This window comes from Paenalcaligenes sp. Me131 (assembly GCF_050487225.1).
Taxonomy (GTDB): domain Bacteria; phylum Pseudomonadota; class Gammaproteobacteria; order Burkholderiales; family Burkholderiaceae_B; genus Paenalcaligenes.
Genome location: NZ_JBKQGY010000001.1, coordinates 584,606 through 607,466 on the forward strand (window position 1 = coordinate 584,606; position 22,861 = coordinate 607,466).

25 protein-coding genes, 1 tRNA gene and 1 pseudogene are annotated in these 22,861 nt (G+C 48.0%); 9 read left to right on the plus strand and 18 right to left on the minus strand.

Translation table 11 applies throughout. The annotated features are described in order from the left end of the window. The first annotated feature begins 10 nt into the window (after window positions 1–10). The 5 genes from stbB (at window position 11) to ACLPHM_RS02825 (ending at window position 7,171) form a co-directional block, all read left to right on the plus strand. The gene (gene stbB, locus ACLPHM_RS02805; RefSeq protein WP_430219757.1) at window positions 11–739 is read left to right on the plus strand and encodes a StbB family protein; all 729 of its coding nucleotides are present in this window, start codon (window positions 11–13) and stop codon (window positions 737–739) included. After that, complete coding sequence (locus ACLPHM_RS02810) at window positions 739–1,176, plus strand: hypothetical protein (RefSeq protein ID WP_430219758.1); 438 nt, start codon at window positions 739–741, stop codon at window positions 1,174–1,176. The genes stbB and ACLPHM_RS02810 overlap by 1 nt, the downstream gene beginning before the upstream one ends. Window positions 1,177–1,211: 35 nt before the next feature. Beyond that, a complete protein-coding gene (locus ACLPHM_RS02815) occupies window positions 1,212–2,792 on the plus strand; it encodes a type IV secretion system DNA-binding domain-containing protein (protein ID WP_430219759.1) in 1,581 nt (526 codons plus the stop codon). Window positions 2,793–2,832: 40 nt separating this feature from the next. Further along, window positions 2,833–5,733, plus strand: a complete 2,901-nt coding sequence (gene mobF / locus ACLPHM_RS02820; RefSeq protein WP_430219760.1) for a MobF family relaxase — start codon at window positions 2,833–2,835, stop codon at window positions 5,731–5,733. 436 nt (window positions 5,734–6,169) lie between these two features. Next, window positions 6,170–7,171, plus strand: coding sequence for an FRG domain-containing protein (locus ACLPHM_RS02825; RefSeq protein WP_430219761.1), 1,002 nt, complete (start codon window positions 6,170–6,172; stop codon window positions 7,169–7,171). 55 nt (window positions 7,172–7,226) lie between these two features. Here ACLPHM_RS02825 and ACLPHM_RS02830 read toward each other — a convergent pair whose 3' ends face one another. The 8 genes and pseudogenes from ACLPHM_RS02830 to ACLPHM_RS02865 form a co-directional block, all read right to left on the minus strand. Next, entirely contained in the window at window positions 7,227–9,086 is a 1,860-nt protein-coding gene (locus ACLPHM_RS02830; protein ID WP_430219762.1) for a ParB/RepB/Spo0J family partition protein, read from the minus strand. Between the two features lie 11 nt (window positions 9,087–9,097). Next, window positions 9,098–9,238, minus strand: a complete 141-nt coding sequence (locus ACLPHM_RS02835) for a hypothetical protein (RefSeq protein ID WP_430219763.1) — start codon at window positions 9,236–9,238, stop codon at window positions 9,098–9,100. Between the two features lie 15 nt (window positions 9,239–9,253). Further along, window positions 9,254–9,676 (minus strand): hypothetical protein, encoded by a 423-nt coding sequence (locus ACLPHM_RS02840; RefSeq protein WP_430219764.1) that lies wholly within the window; start codon window positions 9,674–9,676, stop codon window positions 9,254–9,256. Window positions 9,677–9,738: 62 nt separating this feature from the next. Then, window positions 9,739–10,083: pseudogene (gene ssb, locus ACLPHM_RS02845) on the minus strand (single-stranded DNA-binding protein); the annotation flags it as partial. 466 nt (window positions 10,084–10,549) lie between these two features. Further along, on the minus strand, window positions 10,550–11,458 hold the full coding sequence (locus ACLPHM_RS02850; protein WP_430219765.1) for a Fic/DOC family protein: 909 nt from the start codon (window positions 11,456–11,458) through the stop codon (window positions 10,550–10,552). Then, complete coding sequence (locus tag ACLPHM_RS02855) at window positions 11,439–11,630, minus strand: antitoxin VbhA family protein (protein WP_430219766.1); 192 nt, start codon at window positions 11,628–11,630, stop codon at window positions 11,439–11,441. The genes ACLPHM_RS02850 and ACLPHM_RS02855 overlap by 20 nt, the downstream gene beginning before the upstream one ends. 140 nt (window positions 11,631–11,770) lie before the next feature. Beyond that, on the minus strand, window positions 11,771–12,592 hold the full coding sequence (locus tag ACLPHM_RS02860; RefSeq protein ID WP_430219767.1) for an N-6 DNA methylase: 822 nt from the start codon (window positions 12,590–12,592) through the stop codon (window positions 11,771–11,773). 388 nt (window positions 12,593–12,980) lie between these two features. Beyond that, window positions 12,981–13,499: a JAB domain-containing protein gene (locus tag ACLPHM_RS02865; RefSeq protein WP_430219768.1), complete on the minus strand. Its 519-nt coding sequence runs from the start codon at window positions 13,497–13,499 to the stop codon at window positions 12,981–12,983. A 319-nt stretch (window positions 13,500–13,818) separates the two neighbouring features. On the opposite strand from ACLPHM_RS02865, the gene ACLPHM_RS02870 reads away from it, so the two are divergent. Next, window positions 13,819–13,998, plus strand: a complete 180-nt coding sequence (locus ACLPHM_RS02870; protein ID WP_430219769.1) for a hypothetical protein — start codon at window positions 13,819–13,821, stop codon at window positions 13,996–13,998. A 13-nt stretch (window positions 13,999–14,011) separates the two neighbouring features. Here ACLPHM_RS02870 and ACLPHM_RS02875 read toward each other — a convergent pair whose 3' ends face one another. The 5 genes from ACLPHM_RS02875 to ACLPHM_RS02895 all read right to left on the minus strand — a co-directional run bounded on the left by ACLPHM_RS02875 (window position 14,012) and on the right by ACLPHM_RS02895 (window position 18,140). Continuing rightward, window positions 14,012–14,239: a hypothetical protein gene (locus ACLPHM_RS02875; protein WP_430219770.1), complete on the minus strand. Its 228-nt coding sequence runs from the start codon at window positions 14,237–14,239 to the stop codon at window positions 14,012–14,014. After that, window positions 14,223–14,819, minus strand: a complete 597-nt coding sequence (locus tag ACLPHM_RS02880; protein ID WP_430219771.1) for a recombinase family protein — start codon at window positions 14,817–14,819, stop codon at window positions 14,223–14,225. The genes ACLPHM_RS02875 and ACLPHM_RS02880 overlap by 17 nt, the downstream gene beginning before the upstream one ends. Window positions 14,820–15,699: 880 nt before the next feature. After that, window positions 15,700–16,560 carry a class I SAM-dependent methyltransferase gene (locus ACLPHM_RS02885; protein ID WP_430219772.1) on the minus strand — a complete coding sequence of 287 codons (861 nt, stop codon included), beginning with the start codon at window positions 16,558–16,560 and terminating at the stop codon, window positions 15,700–15,702. A 62-nt stretch (window positions 16,561–16,622) separates the two neighbouring features. Then, on the minus strand, window positions 16,623–17,621 hold the full coding sequence (locus ACLPHM_RS02890; RefSeq protein WP_430219773.1) for a MerR family transcriptional regulator: 999 nt from the start codon (window positions 17,619–17,621) through the stop codon (window positions 16,623–16,625). Between the two features lie 114 nt (window positions 17,622–17,735). Next, window positions 17,736–18,140 (minus strand): DUF4279 domain-containing protein, encoded by a 405-nt coding sequence (locus ACLPHM_RS02895; RefSeq protein ID WP_430219774.1) that lies wholly within the window; start codon window positions 18,138–18,140, stop codon window positions 17,736–17,738. Between the two features lie 318 nt (window positions 18,141–18,458). Here ACLPHM_RS02895 and ACLPHM_RS02900 point away from each other — a divergent pair, with 318 nt between their 5' ends. Then, on the plus strand, window positions 18,459–18,971 hold the full coding sequence (locus ACLPHM_RS02900; protein WP_430219775.1) for an AAA family ATPase: 513 nt from the start codon (window positions 18,459–18,461) through the stop codon (window positions 18,969–18,971). Between the two features lie 105 nt (window positions 18,972–19,076). Here the strand turns inward: ACLPHM_RS02900 and ACLPHM_RS02905 are convergent, their stop codons facing one another. The 4 genes from ACLPHM_RS02905 to ACLPHM_RS02920 all read right to left on the minus strand — a co-directional run bounded on the left by ACLPHM_RS02905 (window position 19,077) and on the right by ACLPHM_RS02920 (window position 21,492). Further along, entirely contained in the window at window positions 19,077–19,898 is an 822-nt protein-coding gene (locus ACLPHM_RS02905) for a DUF2971 domain-containing protein (protein WP_430219776.1), read from the minus strand. Window positions 19,899–20,231: 333 nt separating this feature from the next. Beyond that, a complete protein-coding gene (locus ACLPHM_RS02910; protein WP_430219777.1) occupies window positions 20,232–20,468 on the minus strand; it encodes a transcriptional regulator in 237 nt (78 codons plus the stop codon). Between the two features lie 636 nt (window positions 20,469–21,104). Further along, a tRNA-Pro gene (locus ACLPHM_RS02915) sits at window positions 21,105–21,181 on the minus strand. Window positions 21,182–21,249: 68 nt separating this feature from the next. Beyond that, window positions 21,250–21,492: a hypothetical protein gene (locus ACLPHM_RS02920; protein WP_430219778.1), complete on the minus strand. Its 243-nt coding sequence runs from the start codon at window positions 21,490–21,492 to the stop codon at window positions 21,250–21,252. Window positions 21,493–21,703: 211 nt separating this feature from the next. Here ACLPHM_RS02920 and ACLPHM_RS02925 point away from each other — a divergent pair, with 211 nt between their 5' ends. Further along, window positions 21,704–21,898 carry a YqaE/Pmp3 family membrane protein gene (locus ACLPHM_RS02925; protein WP_430219779.1) on the plus strand — a complete coding sequence of 65 codons (195 nt, stop codon included), beginning with the start codon at window positions 21,704–21,706 and terminating at the stop codon, window positions 21,896–21,898. Beyond that, the gene (locus ACLPHM_RS02930) at window positions 21,895–22,095 is read left to right on the plus strand and encodes a YodC family protein (RefSeq protein ID WP_430219780.1); all 201 of its coding nucleotides are present in this window, start codon (window positions 21,895–21,897) and stop codon (window positions 22,093–22,095) included. Before ACLPHM_RS02925 ends, ACLPHM_RS02930 begins: the two co-directional genes overlap by 4 nt. Window positions 22,096–22,134: 39 nt before the next feature. Here the strand turns inward: ACLPHM_RS02930 and ACLPHM_RS02935 are convergent, their stop codons facing one another. After that, window positions 22,135–22,800: a 3'-5' exonuclease gene (locus ACLPHM_RS02935; protein WP_430219781.1), complete on the minus strand. Its 666-nt coding sequence runs from the start codon at window positions 22,798–22,800 to the stop codon at window positions 22,135–22,137. Between the last annotated feature and the right edge of the window lie 61 nt (window positions 22,801–22,861).

A 22,861-nucleotide genomic window follows, 5' to 3' on the forward strand; every position in this document is an offset into this window, starting at 1 on the left:
GAATTTCACTATGAAAATCGCAGTTCTTAACTACACCGGTTCAGTTGGCAAAACAGTTATCGCCTCCCACTTGCTTGCTCCTCGCATGAATAATGCTCAGATTTTTGCTATTGAATCGACTAATGAAACGGCAGGGGATTTGGGCCTTGATATTGACTTGATGCGCGGTGAGCAGTTTGGTTCGCTGTTTCGTGACTTGCTTATTCTTGATGACGCCATCATTGATGTTGGGGCATCAAACATTGAGGACTTCTTAGGCCATATGTCTAAGTACGAAGACTCTCATGAAGAAATTGACTTGTTTGTTTTGCCAGTCATCGAGTCAGGCAAAGCACAACGCGAAACCATCAAAACAATTCAAGCCTTGGCTGGCCTTGGTGTTGAGCCAAAGCGTATTCAGGTGGTGTTTAACCGAGTAGAGAGTTCGGTTGAAGATGAGTTTGCTGCCATTCTGGGCTATGCCGATCAGTCAGGTCTTTTCGTTGCAAATCAAGATGTGGCTGTATATGAAAATGAGGTTTTTGAAATGCTGGCAGAGCAGCGTACAACCATCGGTGCAGTGCTTTCTGACACAACAGATTACCGTCAGCAGCTACGAGAAGCTGACCGCAAAAACAAAAAACTCATCCAGCGGCTGAGCAGTATGCACACACTGCAAAGTTTGGCTCGTCCGGTGAATCGACAATTGGATCGTGCTTTCGCCGCACTGGTGGGAGTGGCCGCGACCGAGGAGGCGTAATGTCTGACACACAAAGCACACCGCGCTCCAAGCTGGATTTGATTTATCAGGAAGTCTTGGGTGAAACGGCAACATTAATTCAAAAACTGGAAACGGTGAATAGCGCACAAGGTGATGCAGCAGTCGCTCTTGTGAAAGGAATAGATGCTTTAGCGGAAACGGCGAAGCAGCTAGATCAACTACCGTCTGATACTGCAACGGTCTTATCCCTAGCGATGGTGGACACAGGGAGAAAGCTCAATGCTGATCTGGTAGATGCTTTCAAGGTGATTCTTTCTGAACATCGGGTGGTACTCGATCAGATAGGGCGAAACATGGCTATGCAATCCGCAGCATCAGCTCGTGCGAGCAAGATCAATGCACTCACAGCACTGTTAGCTGGTTTTGCCAGTTCGTCGGTGTCTTGGGGCATTTTTTACTACCTCACTCTACGTTAATAGAAAGCCCCTAGAGGGCTTTTTGGAGATTACCTATGTCACCAATTACGATGCGCCGAATTGCGGCGCTTTTGGTACTGGTGTTGCCTGTTACGTTCTGGTTGCTGGTTGCCAGTTACGCCAGCGGTATCTGGTTCACCAATTGGGATTGGCGCATTTTTGTACAGTTGGCGTATGCCACGGCAAGTTTCCCGCCACTGTACCTTTCCTTGCTCGTCGGGCTGGTGCTTGCGTTAGTAGCCGCTGTTTGGATTGGTAAACGAGCTAAGACAGAGGGCTTTGAGGGCGCTGCATATAAACAATTTATTCGCGGTACCAAGGTAGCGCCTGCCGCCCAATTGAGAAAACTATGCAAAGAATCCGAGCCTCAGATTGAAGTGGCCACCATTCCGATGCCGGTAAAGGTTGAAAACCTGCACTTAATGATTGGCGGTGCTACGGGTTCTGGTAAGTCTGTACTGCTGCGAAAAATGGTGCATTCAATCACGAAACGTAGAGAGCGGATGTTTGTGATTGATCCGAACGGCGATCTGATGAGCAAGTTCTACAAACCAGGCGATATTGTTCTGAACCCATACGATATTAGGAGCGTAGGATGGGTGTTCTACAACGAGGTGTTTGCTGATTATGACTGGAAACGGTTGGCCAATTCGCTTGTACCAATGAGCCAAGATAAAGCATCAGAGGAGTGGAATGACTTTGGGCGCTTGATCTTACGAGAAACGGCAAAAAAACTTCATTCACAGGGAAATACCGACATTATGGAGTTGTTCAGGCTATGTACGATTGAGACACCTGAAACACTTAAAGAATTTTTAACGGGGACTCTAGCTGAGTCCCTTTTTAGTGGTTCTTCAGAAGCAAGCAAAGCGCTTTCTAGCGCACGGTTTGTACTTTCCAACAAATTATCTGAACACACCAGCATGAAAAAAGGGACGTTTTCTATACGTAAATGGATAGACAATCCTAACGGTGGAAATCTGTTTATCAATTGGCGTGAGGATATGGCGAGTGCGATGAAACCGTTGGTTTCTGCATGGGCTGATGTGTTTATTACAGCGATCTTATCGCTTCCCGAGGACAAGCATAGACGCTGGTGGATGTCTATTGACGAGCTGGCCAGTCTTGATGCGTTGCCGTCGTTAGAGGCAGGGTTAACCAAAGGTCGCAAGAATGGTTTGCGCATTATTGCGGGTCTACAGAGTACATCGCAGCTTGAACATATATACGGGGTCAAGGTCGCTACAACTATTCGTGCATCGTTTAGAAATCTGGCTGTTTTAGGTGGTTCTAAAACAGACCCCCAGACTGCAGAAGATATGAGCAAAAGTCTTGGTGAGCATGAGGTGATGCGGTACGACTACAGCGTTTCAAGGTCAGTAGATACACGTAATACCTCAGATCAGGCTAAGCGTGAAACGGAGCGGGTGGTAACTGCTAGTCAAATTCAATCATTTCCAGAAATGGCTGGATACGTTGCCTTTGCTGGCGATTATCCCATCGCCAAAGTTCAAATGAAGTATGAGAGTTTCCGTACCGTGGTCGAACCATTTATGGAGTCAGAGCAACTTAAACGACTTCCAGCGACCGATACATCAACACACATTGCAGCATAAGAAAAGGAGCTAAGGCTCCTTTTTTTTGAGGTCAAAAACCATGATTACTAAAAAAGTGCTTTTCCGTGGAGAGGCTGCAAAAGACACCCATTATTACGAAGACCAGGCAGACGATTATTACAGTAAAGATGGTGGTGCTGCTGTATGGCAAGGTGAGGGCGCTAGGCGGCTTGGCCTGTCTGGTGAGGTGGATACTAAGCGCTTTCAAGCGATGTTAGCGGGTAACTTTGGGAGAGGCATTACAGCAAGCAGCAGAATACGAAAAGACTCCAATGCTCGTTCTGGCATAGACCTTACTATTTCAGCACCTAAAAGCGTAACGATTCAAGCATTGGTGGGCGGCGATGAGCGTGTTATCGCCGCCCACGATGCGGCTGTTACGGAAACACTCGCCTTTATTGAGAAACATCTAGCTGAGTCTAGGCAAACCATCAAAGGGCAGAACCAAGTAGAGAAAACAGGCAATCTCATTATTGCCAAGTTTCGTCATGAAACGGCGCGTTTTGTAGAGGGGGCTACGCCTGATCCTCAACTGCATACGCACGCCATTGTTATGAACCTGACACAACGAGAAGATGGTTCATGGGCTTCTGTTCACAATGATAATTTGGTGCAACTACGACCGCTGCAGGATGCGGTGTATATGGCTGCTCTTTCTAGGGAGCTAAAAGAGTTGGGTTATGAGGTGCGCCATGAGTCGAACCACATAGAGCTTGCACACATCACGCGGGATGAGATTAACGCGTTTAGCAAGCGCACTGCTCAAATAGAGAAACGCTTAGCAGAACAAGGGTTAAGCAAAGGCAAGGCTACGCATGGCGCACGACAAGTAGCGACACTCGCTACGCGTAGCGCTAAAGATCAATCCATCACGCGAGAGGAGTTGTACCGCGACTGGACAGCACAAGCAGCGGCTATTGGGATGACGCTAAATACAGAGATGGCCGTTTCTAAAGAGAAAGCGACAAAGCAAAAAGGGGAGGTGGGAATTGATGTGGAAAGCACGCAGCGTATAGCGGACGCTGCGGTACTATGGGCCGTTAAGCACATGACAGAAAGAGAAACTGTGATGGAGCATAGCAAACTGCTTTCGACCGCGCTTTTACATGCAGAGGGGGTTGTTTCAGTAGAGCAGGTAGAAACTTCTGTGGTTCGGATGTTAAACCGACAAGAGCTTGTTTCAAGAGCTGATTACTACAAAAGCAATACAGCCCTAGATGAACCTGCTAAAACACGTGAGGCATGGGCGAGGGAGCTGTCAGTGGCGCAAGCACTGTCGTTGGCAGATGCTTATGAAGCGGTTGATCAGGCTATTCGTAATGGGAGGTTCAGTAAAGACGACCACCGGTATGCAACGCAGACAGCATTTCAACGAGAGCAGCGTATTCTTGCTATGGAAAAAGCAGGACGTGGAGCGCTAAACACTGTTATCAGTGCAGATGCCTTGCATGAAAAACTAGCAGATACAACGCTAACGCCTGGTCAAAAGAGTGCAGTAGAGTTGATGCTCTCGGACAAAGATCAGATTGTGGGTATTCAAGGTTTAGCAGGTACGGGTAAGTCTTTTGCTTTACAAAGCACTCAGAAGCTACTTAACGAGCAAGGCTACACCATGTTGGCACTAGCTCCTTATGGTACGCAGGTGGCCAGTCTACGTAGTGACGGGATAGAGGCCAAAACGGTTGCATCACAATTAACAGCCACAGATACTGACCGCTTAACTTCAAAGCTAGGTGAGAAAACAGTTGTTGTTGTGGATGAGGCCGGTGTTATTCCAGTACGCCAAATGGAGCAGCTTCTAGCGCAGTTGCAGAGCAGCGGTGCGCGTATCGTGCTTTTGGGAGATACAGGCCAAACACAAGCGATTGAGGCAGGCCGTGCTTTTTCTATGCTGCAAGAGCGTGGAATGAAGACCGCAGTAATGGGTGACATTCAACGCCAGAAAAGCGAGCGTCTAAAACGTGCGGTGGAGCTTGCAGCAACGGGCAAAGCTAAAGAGTCACTAAGCCTTATTGATAGGGTTGCTGTTGTTCCTGATAGGTTCTCAGAGGGGGTAGAGGGACGTGTTAGGGATAGCTCAGAGCGTTATGAAACGATTGCCAGAGAGTACACCAGTCTTTCGCTGGCTGACCAGGCTGAGACATTGATTGTGACAGGTACGAATGCCTCACGCACTGCAATAAATGCACTGGTGCATGAGTACCGCGGCCTAAGCGGTAAAGGCCATGTACACACAATGCTGACGCGTCACGACACTACTCGTATGCAACGTAGACATGCCAAGTATTACGGTGTGGGAGACATAGTCCAGCCTGAGCGTGACTATAAGAATGGCATGGTGCGCGGTGAATTGTATGAGGTAGTTAGGTGCGATCAAACACGGGATCGCATTTATGTACGTTCGCTTAGTAATACAGAGCAAGAGATCGAAATAGTGCCTAAAACCATGAGTGCTCTTTCTGTGTATCACCAGCATAAAGCTGAGTTATCAGCAGGCGACGTAGTTCGTGTCACAAGACACGATGCAGCCCGAGACTTAGCGAACGGGCAGCGCTACGAGGTGCTAAACGTGACAGATAGGAGCGTAACGCTTAGTGGCAACGGTCGGGTGGTGACCCTGCCAACTGATAAGCCTTTACACCTAGATCATGCCTATGCAACGACAGCACATAGTGCGCAAGGCTTAACCTGCGACACTGTTTTCTATAACGCTGAGAGCTTTTCTAGGACTACTGGCCAAGACACTTATTACGTCAGTATTTCACGAGAACGTCATAACGTAGTGGTGTTTACGGATGATGAAAAAACGCTCCCTAAAGCCATTAGTCGGGTTCCATACAAAGGCTTGGCTCATGACTTAGTAAGTCAAAAGCATAGCGCTAGTCATGGTTTTACAAGACCTGAGCACCATAAACAGGCAACAGGCATGGAAATCGCTTGATTTGTTGACTAAATGTTGACTAAGTGTTGATCAGATGCTGATTAAGTGTTGATCAGGTGTTGACCGTTTGTTGATTAGATGTTGATAAAGCGTTGACGATCGGTTTTTAGTTGAGTGTCTACGCAGGACTAGGCTACATCTGTTCCACATGAAAATGACTATTTTCAATGCTTTGAGGCTAGGCTGTGGCACTTTATGTTCCACAGCCTATTTTTTTGGGTTTTTACGAAAGCCGCGCCAGCATTGGCTTTCGGCACATTTTATATGTGCGTCCTGTGTGAGCCTTTAAGGGCCACAAAAAGCGACTAGCGGCTTGTGGTAATTAAGGGCTCTGGTAGGCATTTTTTGCCTACCAATGTCTCAGGGATGGGGCCCCATCAACGATGGGGTTATTATGAGCGCACAGCTAAAACAGATTTGAGTTCACGGAGTAGCCATGGCCTTTCTTGAAGTAATAAACCTAACAACAGCCGAGAGCTTAATGGAGGAGTTAAAGCCTTGGGGGAAGTCTTTCGCAGTCAATGAATATATTTTTAGAGGCCATTCTGATGCCTCATATCCACTAGTACCGAGCGCTCTTAGAGTAGGGACTCAGTTATGGCATGACTTTACGGAGAATAAGGCGGAATTAAATAAGCGCGAAAATAGTGAGGTTTTTCAGGTTTTAGGAGAGTTCTCTATATTGGCTGAGTTTTATAAACTAGCAGATCGTAGGGGGTTGCCTGTTCCTGTGGCTGATAGTATCAGGAGGTGGATGGTCTCTGACAGTATGCTTCATGCTGCGCTCTGGCTAAAAATACGGCAGTGGATTCCTGACGATTTATTAGAGGTCGCTGCATTGGCTCAGCACTACGGGGTACCAACTAGTTTGCTGGACTGGTCATATGACCCGTTTACGGCAGCTTATTTTGCAGCACAAATATCAAAAAGAGATAAAAAAAAACCGGAGAATTTTTGTGTTTGGGCGCTGAACCGTAGTGTTCTATCAACAATGAGCATGCTGGACTTACCCTTACGGTTTGTGACACCGCATATGGCAGGAAACCAAAATATTTGTGCACAGTCAGGACTTTTCACATTATGGCGAAGAAAAGATTTACTTAAAGAAACAGAGAGTATTTCTGAGCTTTTCACTCAGGAGTTGGCTGGTAGATCACCATTTAAACAGGTAGATAGACGTGGACTAGATGAGCACTTGAAAGAGGCCATGGAGGCGTTAATGAAACAACAGGGCGACGACACAGGCTTTGATGGAATGTTTAATGTTTTTAAGAAGTTTGTCGTTCCATCATCAGAGAAAAATAACCTCATTCAACTGCTCAATAGTGCAGGTTTAGGTGCTTCAAAAATTTTCCCTGGATACGGTGGGTGTGCAACAGAGGTTAATGACAATAGAATACCGAAGATTAGATTAAAGCCCATTGACGATCAGACCTAACGTTTATGTCAGCAGGTTATACAAAAATCCCATCGTTGCGATGGGATTTTTTGCGTTATGGCTCGGTGATCATAAGAGGTCTAGGTAGCCATTTAGTACCTGCAAGCAAGGTTTCAGCTTGTTTTGCTGCATCCTTCTTTTTCATAGGCAGAAGTGGTGCAGCTTGTTCCGCACCTAAGACTTCGGTTACTACCTCAACAATACGCGCTTTAGATACCCGTGACAGATAGCTTGCTTCGGTTGGCTGCCACCATTCAGATGGGTCACATCCTAGAGGTTGAGCTATAGCATTTAATACAGATACGTCTTCATGAAACTGTACGCCATCCAAACTGCTTGCGGTGCAAAATGCTAGAAACTCTAACAATGTTGCTGTGTCTTGGTTGAGTGTCCACGGCAGGAGCGATGTGACGTTTCCGTTATCATCTTTCGGTAGTTGCTCAAACCAATGGGCTTTGTGGCGCTCTATCTCTGTAGCAGCTTTGCTTTCCGCAAAGTCTGGTGCTGCGCTGTGCAAGATTTCTGTCTGATTGCTTAGGGAAATTTTTACGCTGTATGTGTCCCTGCTAAAGCCGTGACCAAACAGATCGTCCCCTAGTTTAGCTGCCAACACAGCTAAAGCGCTGCGTGGTGACTGCATAAGTTCGGCAGAAATAATGCCAGTCATGTTGGCGCTAAGCTGCCGTGTCAGCGCTTCCGAATGAATGCGTTGCACTTTATTAGAGGCTGATTGGTCTCGTCCTCTCATTTGGTTTAGTTGTTTTTTAGCTTGCGGGGTAGCAAGGCCACGAGTTACCTCTACATGCCCATCACGATTAACACTAATAGCAACGCCTGTTAACTCTTTAACTTGTTCAGTCCAAGTGTCGAGTTGCTTGTATATAGTGTCTATCTCATTCTTTACCTGCGAGAGCTGTTGAAATATTTCTGGTCGTAAAGGGGAGTTCATGGGAAGCTCGTCGACTTGGTGAGCTAGTTCATTTTGCTCGGTACGTAATTTTTCCAGCGCGAGTTCTTGCTCATCGGTTAATTCTTTACGGGTTGGGCAGACCTGTTCAAAATCTCCGGCTTCATCAGAATTGTCTAAGATCACTTTTGCCCATGACCAATTTTCATCAGCTTGTATTCGCTCGCTAATCTCCGTGAGGTGGTCTAGGGTCAGAGTCCTAACTAATGCGGTGTTCTCCAAATATAGGCCATCACTATTTTCACCAGCGAACAAGTCCTGACGTATCGTTCCACCAGCATTCTTGTATGCATCCAAGCCGATTAGCTTTACGAAACGATGGTCTGTTTCAAAAGTTTCTTTGGTCAATAAACTTCTTATATGGTGTGGGTGGTGTTGCCAAGAACTGAGCGACTTCCATACAGCCTCTTGTCTTTCATGGTTATCATCAATCGTGAATGCCATTAGGCATTCAAGAGACATATCACCTTGGCGATATGTTTCGAGCAGCGATGGTGCAACCCTAGCGAGTTTAAGCCTGCGCGAGACGACCACCGGAGCTACACCAAAGTGCGCGGCAATGTCTTCTACGGATTTCCCTTGCTCTGCTAGATGCTGAAAAGCAAGAAATTCATCAGCAGGGTGCATGTTGGTTCTGACAGCGTTTTCAGTTAGAGAGGCAAGGAAAGCCACTGCATCATCAACCAGGCGCACAGACAAGGTTTGCAGGTGCTCAGGTAATCTTCCTGTTTCCAAAAGCATATTAAGAGCGCGCAAGCGTCCACCGCCAGCAACCACCTCATAAAAACCTTTTTTCTTCGATTTTGTGACTACTAGGTTTTGCAAGATTCCAAGAGAGTAGATTGACTCTGCGAGTTCAGCGATGAATGCCTCAGTATGTTTTTTCTTTCGTGCTTGGTTCGTTTCCGACAGAGTTAGTTTTGAGAGTTGGACGTCAATAATTGTCATGATCGTATTCCTTAGTTCACTAGATGCAAGTCAGTAAGCAGTGCAGAAAGTTGGCCTAATTGCTTGAAAGTCAAAGCTGGCAAACGAATAGCTTTGGCTGCTTGGTGAGCTACACGAATCTCGTGAGCTAGTTTTTTCAGATCGTGGTTCATGTTTTTCCTTTGCTTTTACTCTGACTGGTGGCTGCCAGCATCGAGAGCAAGAGTGATTAAACGGGCGGTGTCTTTTAACGTCATTGCGACTTCGCCCACTTCTTCCGACATTGCTGTCAGATCCATTTCCGCATAGCGTTTGGCGTAGAACTGCACACCGCGCCATGCTAAAGCTGCGACCTCTGCGTCATTAGCGATGAGAGCGTGTAACCAAGCCTCGGAGTACTCCACGTGCTGTACTCGGCGTAAAGCATCCTCAGCGGCTACAGGTGAAATAATTGGGCGCAGTCCGTATTTAGCTAGTTTCGCTGGTGACGAGTGCATGACACGTTTGAAATACACGCTAATTGCATTGCCAATGAACATTGTCATTTCATCGTTCATGGCCATGTTTGCCAGAGCAACTGCTGTTAACTGAGGGTTCTGGTTGTGGTTCATGGAAAGCTCCATAGCGGGGAGTTATCCCCGCATAGGTGGAATTACAGCGGCATATCATCGGATTCGTGGTTAGATGCATTACCTAGCATTTGCATTTGGTCAGCGATGATTTCAGTGGTGTAGTTGTCTTTACCGTCTTGGCCTTGCCATTTGCGTGTGCGCAGGCGGCCTTCTACGTAAACCGAACGACCTTTTTTCAGGTACTCGCCAGCGATTTCAGCCAGACGGTTGTAGAACACCACACGATGCCATTCGGTTTCCTCACGACGTTCGCCGCTGTTGCGATCTTTCCAGTTGGAAGTGGTAGCAATAGAGATGTTGCAAATAGCATTGCCTTCTGCGCAGTAGCGTATTTCGGGGTCTTGTCCTAAATTACCTACGAGGATTACTTTGTTTACTGATGCCATGACTGTTACTCCTTAGTGTTATGTGAGATTTTCCTGCTGACCTGGACTGAAGATTCTGAGCCTGTCCTAAAAAATCTGTGTTCTGTGTAGGTTTGAGCTGTTCGGTTCTTGCCGCCTGTCCTGTTAGTTCGTCGCCTTACCGCGCTGTACTACGCAGGGAGTAAACGGAAAGGGGAGCGTGGAATAAATAGGGAGCACAGCGACTGGTTTATGCCGCGAAAGCCCCTTGCAGAGAGCGAGTGAAGTGGTACAGTCGGTGCTTTAGGGGGCGGGCTAACCGGATAGGCTACAGAGGCAGAGCCACAAACCTGCACGGTACACAGGCCGCGCGGCGAGCGCCTATTGGCCACTCGTGGCCACAAAAAGACTCGAACGCAGTGAGCAGAGCGCAGCGTATTAGTTAAAAGGCCGCATTGCGCGGCCTTTATTTATGACGGGTGTGAGTGAAGCGATTTCTCTAGGCTATTTAGCGCTCGCGATCACCGAAGTCACGACTCTGCTCAAGTGTATGGTTGTGAGTATGTTCAGTGTTTGGCAGGTTCCGTATGAAACCTGTGTCGCGTGTTAGATAGGTAATTTCGACGGTGCTATTTTCCTGAACGTGAGGAAGTGCCTGCCGTTGATGTAAAACGAGTTCGTGAGTTTTGTCGTTTATTTGTGCGGCGTACCGCTTGGTAACGGCCAACACTTTGCCTGCGTAAATTTTGCCTTGTTGTGGTTCGATAATAGAGGTTGGGGGCTTACCAAGTTTATCGTCGGCTAATTGCAAGGCTAATTCGCGGTCGCTATCTACTAGGTTTTCGCGGATGAGTTTAGCCATCAAATCTGATGATCCTTGGTAAGCATCAATAGATGCTTGGGTCATCGATTGGCGGTCAATTCCTTCCCACGTTATTTCATAACCCGCTTGCTTAGCTAGTTGTCCGACATACTCTCTCAATGTTCGGCCATTGCCCTCACGGAATGGGTGAACAACATTTAGCTCACCTAGATAGTGGCCAGCTCGTTGACTGAAATTTTCAGCAGATAATCCACGCAAGCACTGTTCATGTTTGAGTTGGTCTGTGATTTTTTTAGTTTCTGACTCAATAAAGGCATGATGGGCAAAACGAGTAGCGCCTTTCATGATATCTACTCTGCGGATTTCTCCTGCCCATTCATAAACATCGCTAAAGAGTTTTTTATGTATTTCTTGTAGATGAGATAGGTCGAAATTGCCAGCGATTGGTTTGAGGCCTATCTCATGTGAGCGCATTGCTACGCTATGCGCTTCGGCGTGTTCTAAACTTTCTTGTGTTGTATAGCCTAGTTTGTTTTTTAGAACACCTGTTTGCGGGTCTGTGTAGAGATCGCTGTTATTGCTGTATTTCCTCACGTTTGATCCTTGCTAGACCGTTCTTAATGGCTTGTTCTGTTGTTAGCTCACCTTGATTGACGCGGTGCATATCAGCAATGGTTTGTTCGGTGATCTCCAGTCCTTCGAGACGGAAGGAGCCAACAATATTGTTGATGATTTTTTGCTGTTCTTTTTCTGAAACGATAGGCAATTTAGTCTCTCCTAGTAGCGTTTTTTGAGCGTGAAAAGCACTCAGTCAGTATGTCATTTTACTTGATATGATGAATTTTAGGTGTGTTTTTAAGCACTTACGAAAGTGCTTTGGCCGCATTGCGCGGCCTGACATATAGTTCAAAATAGCTGAATCTGACCCAATTCCCTTGCTTGATTTAGTAGTGGTAGGGTAGGAGTTCGGGCATTGCTCGCCGGCATTACCATTGTTTGTTGGGTGTGCTTGCTCTGACGCAACTTGCGACTCCAGCCGCCAATGATGTGCGCTGGTGTGAACCAATGCCCCCATTCTTCAAGGGAAAGTGCATTTCCATGAATCACGATGCCAGGAATGTGTAAGAGCGCCATTTGTACAAATGTCATGTGAACGCAGCGGCTATCTATGTCTGTAGCTGTTACGTGCAATGTTTGCTGGTAGTTATGACCATCGTCTTTCATGGTACGTGCATAGGCAATAATCATGCCACCTGCGCCAGAGGTTGGTTCAGCAAGGGTGACATAACCGTTTGCCTCGATGAGATTTTTGATATGGTTTTCTGGTGCAGTGATCTTGGCCATCAGATAAGAAACCTCGAACGGCGTGAAGAATTGACCTGAGCGAGAGTTACCCATGTTAAGTGCCATGAAGATGCTGCCAAGTACATCTGTTATTTCGCCATTCTTTACTCGGTAATCGAAAGCCATCACTAGATGACTAAATGCTTGTACAAGCTGCTCTAGTTCTGCTTTGCTATAGGACTTTACGATTTGCAGGTAACGTTCTTCTCGGCGGTCAAATTGCGCTTTGTCGAGTCGAGCTAGTGCGATGGCGCTTATTTCTACCCAGTCAGACCAAACGCGATCTAAACCATGTGTACGAGACAGTCCTTCGATGGTTTTAACAACGGCTTGCTGATGTTCATCAGCAGAGCGAAAGAAATTGTTTTTCTGAGCTTTACTCATAGCGTTCTCCAAAGATGGTTAGGGAGGTATTGCCCGTTCTTTGGGGACACGTCGCAGCGCAGCTATCAAGGGTCAAAGATGACCATTGGACACAAGCACAACGTGCGCAGCCTTTGAAAGCGAGAACGATGTGACACAATGACGGAAAGCAAGACAGCCCACGGTGGTGGGCTTGAGGTGGAATTGGTTGACGAGGAAACGCTACTCTAGCGGTGCTGCATTAGAACGCCCTTACAACCTTACACTCGCAGGAAACGATGGTTTTTGGTAAGATTTTAAGCGTCATCCTCATTCCTTCAGATCGTGGGTGATTAGTGGTGTACGTTCCTAGTGAGTGGCTGCTCACTAGGAACAATTAAATAATGGCTCTTAGCGAGCCATTTATTATTTAGATTTCACCAATCTCGGCAAGCGAAATTGCTTGTGAACCGGCTACGATCAGGTGATCGATTAGTCGCATATCTATCATTTCCAAACACTCCCTGACAGTTTTAGTGATCCGTATGTCGGCATCGCTTGGACTCGCTGCCCCGCTTGGGTGGTTATGAGCCATGATGACCGCGGATGCATTCAGCCTCAGTGCTGCTTTAACTATCTCGCGAGGGTAAATAGCCGACTGGTTTACAGTGCCATTAAATATTTCCTGGTACTGGATGAGTCGGAGCTGGTTGTTTAGGAAAATGCAGCTCACAATTTCATGCTCCATACCTGCCAATTTAGCTACTAGAAATTGCTTAACTATGTTCGGGCGTTGTAGCAACGGGCCGCGATCTAACAACTGGTCGGCTTTGTGTCGGGCTGCGGCTAATACTTGAGCTGGTGTGGCCAACACGTATTGACCGTGTTCATCACGAACATACAAGGTTTCCGCTTCATTCATATTGTCATGTGAAAGGCCGTGATACATAGCTATCTCCAAAGGGTACAGGCTGGATTGCCTGTCCATTGAAGTTACGTCGCAGCGCAGCTATCAAGGGTCGTAGATGGCCCAATTGGGCCACTGCACGAAGTGCTAGCCCTTGAAAGCGAGAACGATGTGACACAATGACAGATAGCAAGACAGCCCACGGTGGTGGGCTTGAGGGGTGGCTAATTAGTGAGGCGCTGTCACTCTAGCGGTGCAGCAGAAGAATGGCTTTAACCCTTGAAATGGTTAGCGGTCTAAGCGTTGTGAGACACTGCGAGGTCATATCTATATTAAAATATAAGCCTATCAAGGAGATACTATGAAAATTAGCTACCAAACAATTTTAGCTAGTAAGCTGCACCCACAAAGAAAACTCAGAGAACACGTAGTAGCAATGCTAAATGATGGCAACATAGTGCAGGTTGAAGTTGGTCACGGCTACCGAGCATTTCAAAATGCTGATGAGTTCGCGCAGTGGTATGACTCTATGCCAGGGTAAGTATTTCGCTTGTCTACGAGTGTTCTGTTTTACTGGCTAAATCGGCTGTGATCTTGGTACGTACTAAAGCAGCGTCATCGTAGGCCAGTTCGTACAGACGTAGTAAGTTTTGTGCTTCGTGTTGAAGCCTACCCTGTAATTCCACCTTTGACTCAATATCACCAGCGTTGATGAACTCAACTAATTGGTCGAGGTTTGCGCTTTTTCTACTGTAAAAGTCAGGTTCAATTTTGATGCTCATGGTTAAGTTCCTGCAAAATAAGTGGTGGACGTGGAGCAACTTTATAAATTGTTGCGCGTGAAACTCCGTATCTTTCAGCAATCTGGTTTACTGGTATAGATGGGTCTGCCATTAGCCGTTGAATTTCGCGAATCTTCTTATCGTCTAGCTTTGGTGGCCTGCCTCCCTTACGGCCTCTGGCTCGGGCAGCGATGAGGCCAGACTGTGTGCGTTCACGGATCAAGTTGCGCTCAAACTCAGCTAAAGCAGCGAACAGATGAAAAACCAACTTGCCAGTACTACTGCCGGTTTCAATCTTCTCTGTAATGCTTTCAAAGAGAACGCCGCGTTGTTCAAGTTCGGTAACTATCGAGATGAGGTCTGGTAGGCTTCGCCCTAAACGATCTAATCGCCAAACAACCAATGTGTCCCCAGGGCGCAAGGCTTTTAAGCATTGTTGAAGTTCTGGACGATCAGTGTTTTTCCCGCTGAGAGCTTCTTCGTATATCAGTGAGCATTGAGCTGCTTGTAGCGCATCGCATTGCAGATCAAGATTTTGGTCATCTGTAGAAACTCTTGCGTATCCTATTTTTTGATTCATAGACTGTTTGTGGACGTTGATTGTTAGACGAGTTTACGACACAAAAAGGTAAAAAAACAGCCCCTTTTTCGGGGCTGAAAAGAGTGTCTTAAAAACTAACGTTTGTTAGACACAGTTATCGGCTGCAATCGACCCAAACCGGAAATTCGTCTTGCACCAAAGCAGTCATTCAGCCCGTACCCGGCTCCCACAAAAAAGCACCAAAGACATGACTCCCTAGTGCTCTAAAAAGCTAGCGGCCATCAATTACCGCCAGCTATAGGCGCAGCTTTCGCTGCATTGCAATCGTCACGCCATCACTAGCGGCGCATGTACAGGCCGAGCGCAGCAAAGCCCAGCACCATCACCGACAACAGCAGCCGCTGTCACGTTAATGCTTTAAGTCTGTACCACTGTGGGCACTCATGTGAACTAAGCCGCCTCCGGCATGAAGACTGCCTACGTCCAAATTATTGTTCTGGCCTTGTTATGGACAAACGCATTGTCAATCGCCATGAACAGAAAGCTCCCAAATGTGGAGCTCATGATTCAAAACTTCGGCATTCAAAAATCCGACCAGGTTGTCCTGCGATGTCTCAGCGACCCAAACGGTTCTGTTGAGAATGAGCCGCTCATGTTAAGCCCGCGCGATGACTGGCCATCTGCCAGCCAATCCAAATGGGGGATAGCTCGATAGAACTCGCTGGCGGACTTTTCGATTCGCGGCAAATATGCCGCGTCCTCAAGAGTGGCAACACGAATGAACATGTGGGCGGAAATAACCGGTCAATTGGAAGGCTGCACCCGCGCCAGTGAACCAGGCACTTTAGTGAGGTGTGGTCCTCCACAACGATTGTGGGGTAGCATCTGCACGCAAACTGTACAGATGCTCTTGGTCAGTCTATCGCTTGACCGCACTCAGATAACGGAAGCCGCCGCCTGCAATCTGCAAGCCATCTCTGCGGCCCGCGAAATAGCGGGCGTTGAGTTCTGCCGGCCCCAAGTCTTCATCGACTTCAAAGCCCGCAAATGACAGCAGTTCACGCATGCGCTCCGGCGTGCAAGATGATTGCCACGGCTCGCCTCCCGCAGCCATCATGCTGGCCGTGAACTGCATCATGACCCGCTCTACAGGATGCAGTTGGGCCTCATCCAGACGGTAGTCCAGCGTAACGGTGGAGCCTGGAGCAAGTTGCTGTAACGCAGCAATCTCGCGCTCAACCACATCGTTGCAAAGGTAGACGAGCACCCCCAGCACAGACAGGCTGACAGGCTTGGCAAGGTCTGCTCCACCTGCGAGAAGACCATCAACACTGGTCATCTCCCGCAAATCGGTGGCTACATAGCGCAGGCTTGCGGGCTGAGCCCATCCGTTGTCTGCATATAGGTCTGTCTTCCATTTCTGCATTGAAGGCTGGTCCAGTTCAAACGTGGTGACGGCAGGAAGCGTGGACGCACTGCGCAGTGCCCATGTATCCAGACCTGCCCCGACTACGCCGTATTGCACAGTCCCGTTAGCAATGGCTTTCAGCAAATGGTCTTCCGCGAATCGTGAGCGAGCTACGATGCCCGCCCGCATGGAGCGTGACGGGACATCGTTTTGCATCATTGGTTCGCGCATCAGTGATGCTGCATTGGCACTTCCCAAAGACGCTATGGCGAAGGGGTCCTTGAATACCAGGTCGCCTTCGAGAATCTGGTGCGCTGCTCGTGAAGTGGCGACACGCATGGCCGAGGGGCTTGGACAGTCGGTGAATTTCATTGGAAGACTCCTGTTGTTGGTTCAACGAAAGGAGTACTTTCAGGCCTGACGTAACGTCAGGGTCAAGAGGCAGCAACTTCGAGGTATGCCCTCAGCTGTGGACCAACAAAGTGACCGAGCGCCAATATAGGCTCCGAGGAATAGGCCTGCTTCAGCTTGACCGCAAGCGACATATCCTGCGCTACGGTTCTAAGCGAGAGTTCGCGATATCGCGCCACCAACTCGCGCGCAGCCTTTGTCTTTGGAGAGACTCTATTGGCGAGCAGCCTCTCTCCTTGAGCCGCAAATGTCTCCCACTCAGGCCCTGTAGAGCCATCCAGTCTGTTAAGCTCGTCTGGCGAGAGATGCCGGCGCAATGCTTCCAGGCGCAACTCGATGGCTTGTTCAAGGTATTGCATGAGCTCTGGCTCAAGTCCAGCATGCCGCGCCGTCTCAGGCGCTTCCCGATGCATTCGCGCCCAATCAAGAATGGCGCCCAGCCGTCCTCCGAAAACAGACATTGCGATGTTCATCCACCGCTGTGCAAGCAACTGCGTTTGCGCTGCATCGACCGGAACAGCGCCGCTTCGGCATGCAAGCAATTCCCTGGCAACTGGCTGCCATCGGGCCTTGGCGCGACGCCAGCGCGCAAGCAGCCGCCGTACGTCCTCTGAAGGAAGGTACAACTGGTGAGTCTCAAGGAGGCGAATGCCGTCGAGCAAATCACCGGCCGATGCATTTTGGCTAGAGACAGCGTGCTCCAGAAACAGCAGCTTTTCTTTGAGCTCCTGTATTTCCACCAGCTTGCGCGTAGCATCTTCTACCTGGCGACGCAGTAACACTTGAGGCGTGACTTCACCTCCAGTCAATGTTGCCGCAATCGCTTCGAGGCTGAGTCCTAGTTGTTTGAGGGACTGAACGGCATGCAATCGCTCGATGTCGTTGGCACTGTAGAGGCGATACCCCGACTCGCTTCGGGCACTGGGGCATACCAATCCGATATAGTCGTAATGATGCAGAGTACGTACGGTGATACCCGCACGCTTGGCGACTGCTCCTATGGTGAGATGAATGGTATCCATGGTTTACACGGTTTGTCAGATTAACCACAATTGTCTGGTAAAGGTCGAGCCTGTAGGGGTAACCGCCCTAAAGCGGGCTTAGCATTCTTTCAATTGCCGGCATGGCTGGTTAACCTAAGTCTGCGACACAAGCTCAAGGCCATCCGAAGCTTCCGGCTCGTAGGTATCAAGCAACAACTTGATGCCGCGCTGCGCTGGCGCAAGCATGGTTTCGGGTGAAAGCTCCACGCCCTTGCTATTACTGTCCATGAACCATCCGCAGAACAGGTCAACACGAAACCGAGTCACGATGTCACCCCAAACCGCTAGGTCCGACGTGACTTGACCAAGCAACTCCGAGACCTGACCATCCAAGTATTCTGGCTCGGTCTCCTTCGCCCTTAAACGCCACATGCTAGATTTCTTCGTGCCAATGCGGCCCGATGGGCTCGAAGGAAGCTGCGGCCCTTTCACATGAGCTGACGTCGGCATTGCACTGAGTAGCCTCAAAATTCCCTCAGGCACTAGTTCGTCACCCATGATACACAACATTGCCACAGACCGTTCGAGATGAACCATTAGTGAAGCCTATTCAGATTGACGAAGGACCTCTGTTGGCTCCATTGTGCCCATGGAGCGAATGTCGGGTCATGGCTGATTACAGACATTATAAGGTCTACCCAGAAATAGATCAGCCTACAAAAAAACGTGTATAGAGGCCGCCTTTGTTTGTGTGGCGGAACTGTTTAGTTAGTCTGATTAACGTTTAGCTTGTTGTTCGTCTCTGCCGTTAATCCAATGTGGTTTATCACTTTTCTTCGTGGTAACGTTCTACCCCACACATATCAAGGTTCCACCATGTTGATTATCTTCAGCGGGCTACCGGGCTCCGGAAAAAGTACTATTGCACAGCTTTTAGTGCAAAAGCGACTCGCAGCATATTTGCGTATTGATGCAATTGAGCACTCTATTCTCCAGTCAGGAGAGCATACAAATATTGGCCCAACAGGGTATATGGTGGCCTATGAACTCGCCGCATCAAATTTGGCGCTAGGCATACCAGTAGTGGCTGATAGCGTGAATCCATTGGAAATTACTCGACGCGCTTGGCGTGAAGTGGCAACCAAAATGACTTCACCGTTTATCGAAGTAGAAGTTGTGTGCTCGGACAGGACAGAGCATGAGCGGCGGGTAACAAGCAGGAAATCCGACATCTCAGGATTCAAGCTACCGACATGGGATAACGTCGTCTTGCATTATTACGAGCCATGGCACTCGACGCGTCTGGAAATAGATACTGCGTTAATCACCGCTAATGAAGCTGCGGAGCTAATTTTAGAGCGATGGAAAGCATTATCCGCTCCTGATTGATCGCAGGTCTTATAAGTTTACCTATCGACTGTCACGCTGATCAGCCTTTAGTTCGTTGGGTATGTCAGCTTGCAACACAAAGCCGTCCTGCTATTTAATGTTGACTTAGTCGTCTGAATCTACGAAACCAAACTCAAATGTTCCAGGCACCTGCCTAACGCTTCGGACTTTTACATGCGCGTAGTCTGGATGGCGTAAGATGTTGGCTAGTGTCTCGCGATCTGATTCATGCGTCCTAGTACCGAATATCACTTCACGTAAAGCTTTCGGAGAGAACGCATGGTGCCCTGGCCGCGAAGTAATCATTCGATACTCTTCCTCGTACTTCCATTTATCCGACTTGACCAACAAGTTTGCTCGCATAAGGCGGGATAGCTGGGATGTGTAGAACTGCTCACCCCGCTCATCTGGGGACTTGTGCTGTTCCCATGGTCGGACGAACTCACCAAGCTCTTCCGTCATTTTCAAAAAAAGGTCTACGTAAGGAGGCCTAGCTGAGTATTCAACGTCGCCTTTGATTAAAGTATCGAACTCAAGAAGCTCAGGGTCGAATCCTAGGCACATTCCACAATGCCCTTCAGCGTAGTGCGACCACAGTAGCGCGTCGGTTGGGGTACGTGAAAGAGACAAAATGCCCAGCGATTGAATGAAGAGCTGGAGAACCTTGTTTAAACCTATCGACTCACCTGATGTAGGGTCCTTGAATCGGTGGCTTTGATTCAGCAAGAAGATTAAGAAAGATTTTCGACGCTCAGGATGATCGTCAGATTCGTGCACTAATTCTTTTGCTCGCTCGTACTCGGCATGAATGTCTATGGAGGAATCTAAAGGATCGTTTAGCTGCGCTGGGGGGGCAAAGAAGAGCTTTCGATTGAGGAGAAGCTCCCAGGTACGTTGTGCACAGTTTCGGTATTTGTAGACGAGCATGTTTTTCCGGGCGCTACCTAATTTAAGTTAACTAGTGTTTGTGTATCTAACATGGCACTAAATGTCTGCTGTTCGTTGTAATTCGCATGGGGAGTATCGCGAAATACCGTCTCTGTTATGGCCTCAATGAGCGCAAAGTCTTCCAGGGCTTCGGAGCGGATGATTTGTGTCGTTTTAGGGTCGGTATAGAGGCAATGGCCTGTATTGGTTGGGAGAGGGCTTTGACGCATTGCTAGTCAATTTTTGTCGGGGCCATCATCCAAAGGGAGCTACGACTGCAGCGATCAAGGTTTAGAAAAGGGCGTTTCAAACCAATATTTCTATAAATAAAAATCATATAGAGACTTTAAGTTCAGGCCACATCTCATGAAAATCATCAGGCCTGAGCATTTGGCGTGTAACTTCACCTTTGGTAATTTGTTCTATTTGCACGCATCGCAAATGTGGAACTAGGCGTTCTTTAGTGGCCCACTTGTGAACGATTGGGGGCGCAACGCCCACTAGTTTCGCTAGTGCAGATAGGCCTCCCACAATTTCACAGGCTCTTCGTACGGGAAGAAAATCGCTCATATGATTCGACTATAGTTGTTAGTTATAAAGGTAGGGGTTGCTGATTTTTATCATATAGATAATAATAGCATCGAACACTGACTACCAGTGGATGCTCATTAACAACCTGGTCGATAAATACCGGCTCATGCATAGAGTTATTGATTTGTGCAGAGTAGGCCGGCTGCCCGATTACATAGGGGCAGAAGTAAATCCTATGAAAAACCGGTCAATCTTCAGGCATGTAGAGTATGCGCAAAGAGAAGATGTGGCTGGCGACCCTACGAAGGGCTGTCTCATTTCGATGTGACACCTAGAGGGCGCCCATTGTCGTGAGACAACCATCGCGGGGATGGCGGGTAATTCCCGACAAACAGTAGTAACTTGATCAGTGTTTTATGAGCCTCATTGTTGACGCAATGAATCTCTTACTAAATCAAGGTTGATACAGCAATCTTAAGCAGTACGCTGTATCTCAAAGCGGGATGTTTTTGCATCCTGCTTTGGTTAGTCATCTCTAGGGTAGAGTAGGCTAACCAAAGCATTTCATTTTCTTTCGTCCAAAACGGAAAAAGCCATAGTATTGCTACCATAGCTTTTTGCCTTAAAGGCGTGTTCTGAATCGTTAAAGAACCAGTACTACCTTGGGGAATTCTTTGGTCGGAACGGAAGGATTTGAACCTTCGACCCCTTGCACCCCATGCAAGTGCGCTACCAGGCTGCGCTACGCCCCGAGAGAATTAAACTATAGCCTATGTAACAGACTTTTGTCAACTAATCAGGGAGTGATATACGCTGTTTGCTAGAGGCGATTTTCGTGTGATGCCTCAATGGTGAGATCTTTAATTAGGACCGCAAAACGGTCAGACGCGGGCAGGTTACAACTGCCTATACGCACATTAACGGTCTCACCGTAAAGTTCAGATAGCGCTTGGGCGATAACTTGTTCGGTTTCAGCGATGGATTTGGATTTAAATAGTTTGCCTACGGCGGGCAATTCAACCAACTGATCCAGGATGTTCTGATTGGGTCTGCTTTCATACATAGTTTGTCTCCTGATAGCACAATAGGTTATGTAGCCTCATGGTAGGGGCTTATATAACGCGGTGATTTGTGTCACATCAACAAATGCGTATATTTCACGGACAACCTGTAGGGTTTTATAAAAATTCTGTACACGTTGTTAGCGTAGAGCTACTGCGATAGCGATTCGCACAGTAGAATAGCGGCTGAGCTATTACAGGAGGTGGATTGCTATGAGGTTGGTGATTGCGCTGTTGTTGCCTTGGTTGGTGTTCTTTACAATCAAGCGCCCTGTTTCTGGCATTATTTGCCTGATTTTACAGATCACGATTATTGGTTGGGTTCCGGCTGCAATTTGGGCGGTATACGCGTTAAGCCAATATGATACGGATAAGAAAATTGCTGAGGCGTTCGGACGTAAGTTATGAGTACAAAGGTTATGACAGAAGTGAAGTGGAATATTGGTGATGTGGTGCAGCTTAGAAGTGGCGGCCCACGCATGACGGTGACTCAACTAGGGCTAACGCACGGTAGAGTAGAGTGCTCGTGGTTTGTGGCGGATACAGAATTGCGTTCTGCATTTATCCATTCGCAAGCAGTCGTACGAGTGAGCGACGCTCAGTAGTAATAAAAATAGCCAGCAAATTGCTGGCTATTTTTTTGTCTAGAAGTTGGCTTGCACAGCCATTTTGACATAAGGGTCTAGGCCGTCTTGGCGCAGCAACCAGGCTTTGTAGTCTGGTGGTAGATCAGCGATGGGCATACCTCGGTGTTTACCAAAAGGCATGATGCTGGGTACGCGTGCTTGGTCTGAGTAATGCCAGAGTTCTTCCCAACTGTTGACGGGGTTAGGCATTGCTTTTAGCAAGGCGCGCAGCAGGTCTAAACAGTTGCGTACATCAGCCAATGCGGAGTGTGCATTTTTTAAGCGTTCACGAGCGTTGGCTCTGTCTATGTAATAGATCAATGCGGATTGGCTATGGCTGTCTAGCTGTGGGAACAACTGTTTGCTCAATGCTAGCGTGCATATGCGTTTAACGTCAGGTTTGCCAGCGACCTCCCAGTCGTAGTCCACGTTGTGCCCAATGATGTACTGGGTATCAGCAGGTAATTGGAACGTGGTGTGTGGCGGGCAAGAGGCCAGTTCTTCATCGTAGATGTGGTGCACAGCGAGTGCGCCCAATGTGATGGCTTCGCTGGGTTTGTAGCGCTGTTCAAACTCTTCCAAGATGGTGAGGTTTGCAGGCGTATCCAGCTTGAGCCAGGCGGCTTCAATGACTTGCGGGGCGCGTGTGCCCGTGGTTTCTGTATCAAATAATAGCGCGCTCATCAGCCTTTTCCTGTGTGGTAATTCATTCAAAAGCACCGCCCCCGTGAGAGGGCGGTCTGAT

Coding starts and splice junctions, on each gene's coding strand:
- ACLPHM_RS02930 (WP_430219780.1), top strand. CDS start 21,895: ATGAGTACAAAGGTTATGACAGAAGTGAAGTGGAATATTGGTGATGTG.
- ACLPHM_RS02870 (WP_430219769.1), top strand. CDS start 13,819: ATGAAAATTAGCTACCAAACAATTTTAGCTAGTAAGCTGCACCCACAA.
- ACLPHM_RS02815 (WP_430219759.1), top strand. CDS start 1,212: ATGTCACCAATTACGATGCGCCGAATTGCGGCGCTTTTGGTACTGGTG.
- mobF (WP_430219760.1), top strand. CDS start 2,833: ATGATTACTAAAAAAGTGCTTTTCCGTGGAGAGGCTGCAAAAGACACC.
- ACLPHM_RS02910 (WP_430219777.1), bottom strand. CDS start 20,468: ATGAGCGATTTTCTTCCCGTACGAAGAGCCTGTGAAATTGTGGGAGGC.
- ACLPHM_RS02885 (WP_430219772.1), bottom strand. CDS start 16,560: ATGAAATTCACCGACTGTCCAAGCCCCTCGGCCATGCGTGTCGCCACT.
- ACLPHM_RS02830 (WP_430219762.1), bottom strand. CDS start 9,086: ATGACAATTATTGACGTCCAACTCTCAAAACTAACTCTGTCGGAAACG.
- ACLPHM_RS02865 (WP_430219768.1), bottom strand. CDS start 13,499: ATGTATCACGGCCTTTCACATGACAATATGAATGAAGCGGAAACCTTG.
- ACLPHM_RS02895 (WP_430219774.1), bottom strand. CDS start 18,140: ATGGGTGACGAACTAGTGCCTGAGGGAATTTTGAGGCTACTCAGTGCA.
- ACLPHM_RS02935 (WP_430219781.1), bottom strand. CDS start 22,800: ATGAGCGCGCTATTATTTGATACAGAAACCACGGGCACACGCGCCCCG.
- ACLPHM_RS02810 (WP_430219758.1), top strand. CDS start 739: ATGTCTGACACACAAAGCACACCGCGCTCCAAGCTGGATTTGATTTAT.
- ACLPHM_RS02875 (WP_430219770.1), bottom strand. CDS start 14,239: ATGAGCATCAAAATTGAACCTGACTTTTACAGTAGAAAAAGCGCAAAC.
- ACLPHM_RS02840 (WP_430219764.1), bottom strand. CDS start 9,676: ATGAACCACAACCAGAACCCTCAGTTAACAGCAGTTGCTCTGGCAAAC.
- ACLPHM_RS02920 (WP_430219778.1), bottom strand. CDS start 21,492: ATGTATGAAAGCAGACCCAATCAGAACATCCTGGATCAGTTGGTTGAA.
- ACLPHM_RS02900 (WP_430219775.1), top strand. CDS start 18,459: ATGTTGATTATCTTCAGCGGGCTACCGGGCTCCGGAAAAAGTACTATT.
- ACLPHM_RS02860 (WP_430219767.1), bottom strand. CDS start 12,592: ATGAGTAAAGCTCAGAAAAACAATTTCTTTCGCTCTGCTGATGAACAT.
- stbB (WP_430219757.1), top strand. CDS start 11: ATGAAAATCGCAGTTCTTAACTACACCGGTTCAGTTGGCAAAACAGTT.
- ACLPHM_RS02835 (WP_430219763.1), bottom strand. CDS start 9,238: ATGAACCACGATCTGAAAAAACTAGCTCACGAGATTCGTGTAGCTCAC.
- ACLPHM_RS02825 (WP_430219761.1), top strand. CDS start 6,170: ATGGCCTTTCTTGAAGTAATAAACCTAACAACAGCCGAGAGCTTAATG.
- ACLPHM_RS02890 (WP_430219773.1), bottom strand. CDS start 17,621: ATGGATACCATTCATCTCACCATAGGAGCAGTCGCCAAGCGTGCGGGT.
- ACLPHM_RS02905 (WP_430219776.1), bottom strand. CDS start 19,898: ATGCTCGTCTACAAATACCGAAACTGTGCACAACGTACCTGGGAGCTT.
- ACLPHM_RS02880 (WP_430219771.1), bottom strand. CDS start 14,819: ATGAATCAAAAAATAGGATACGCAAGAGTTTCTACAGATGACCAAAAT.
- ACLPHM_RS02925 (WP_430219779.1), top strand. CDS start 21,704: ATGAGGTTGGTGATTGCGCTGTTGTTGCCTTGGTTGGTGTTCTTTACA.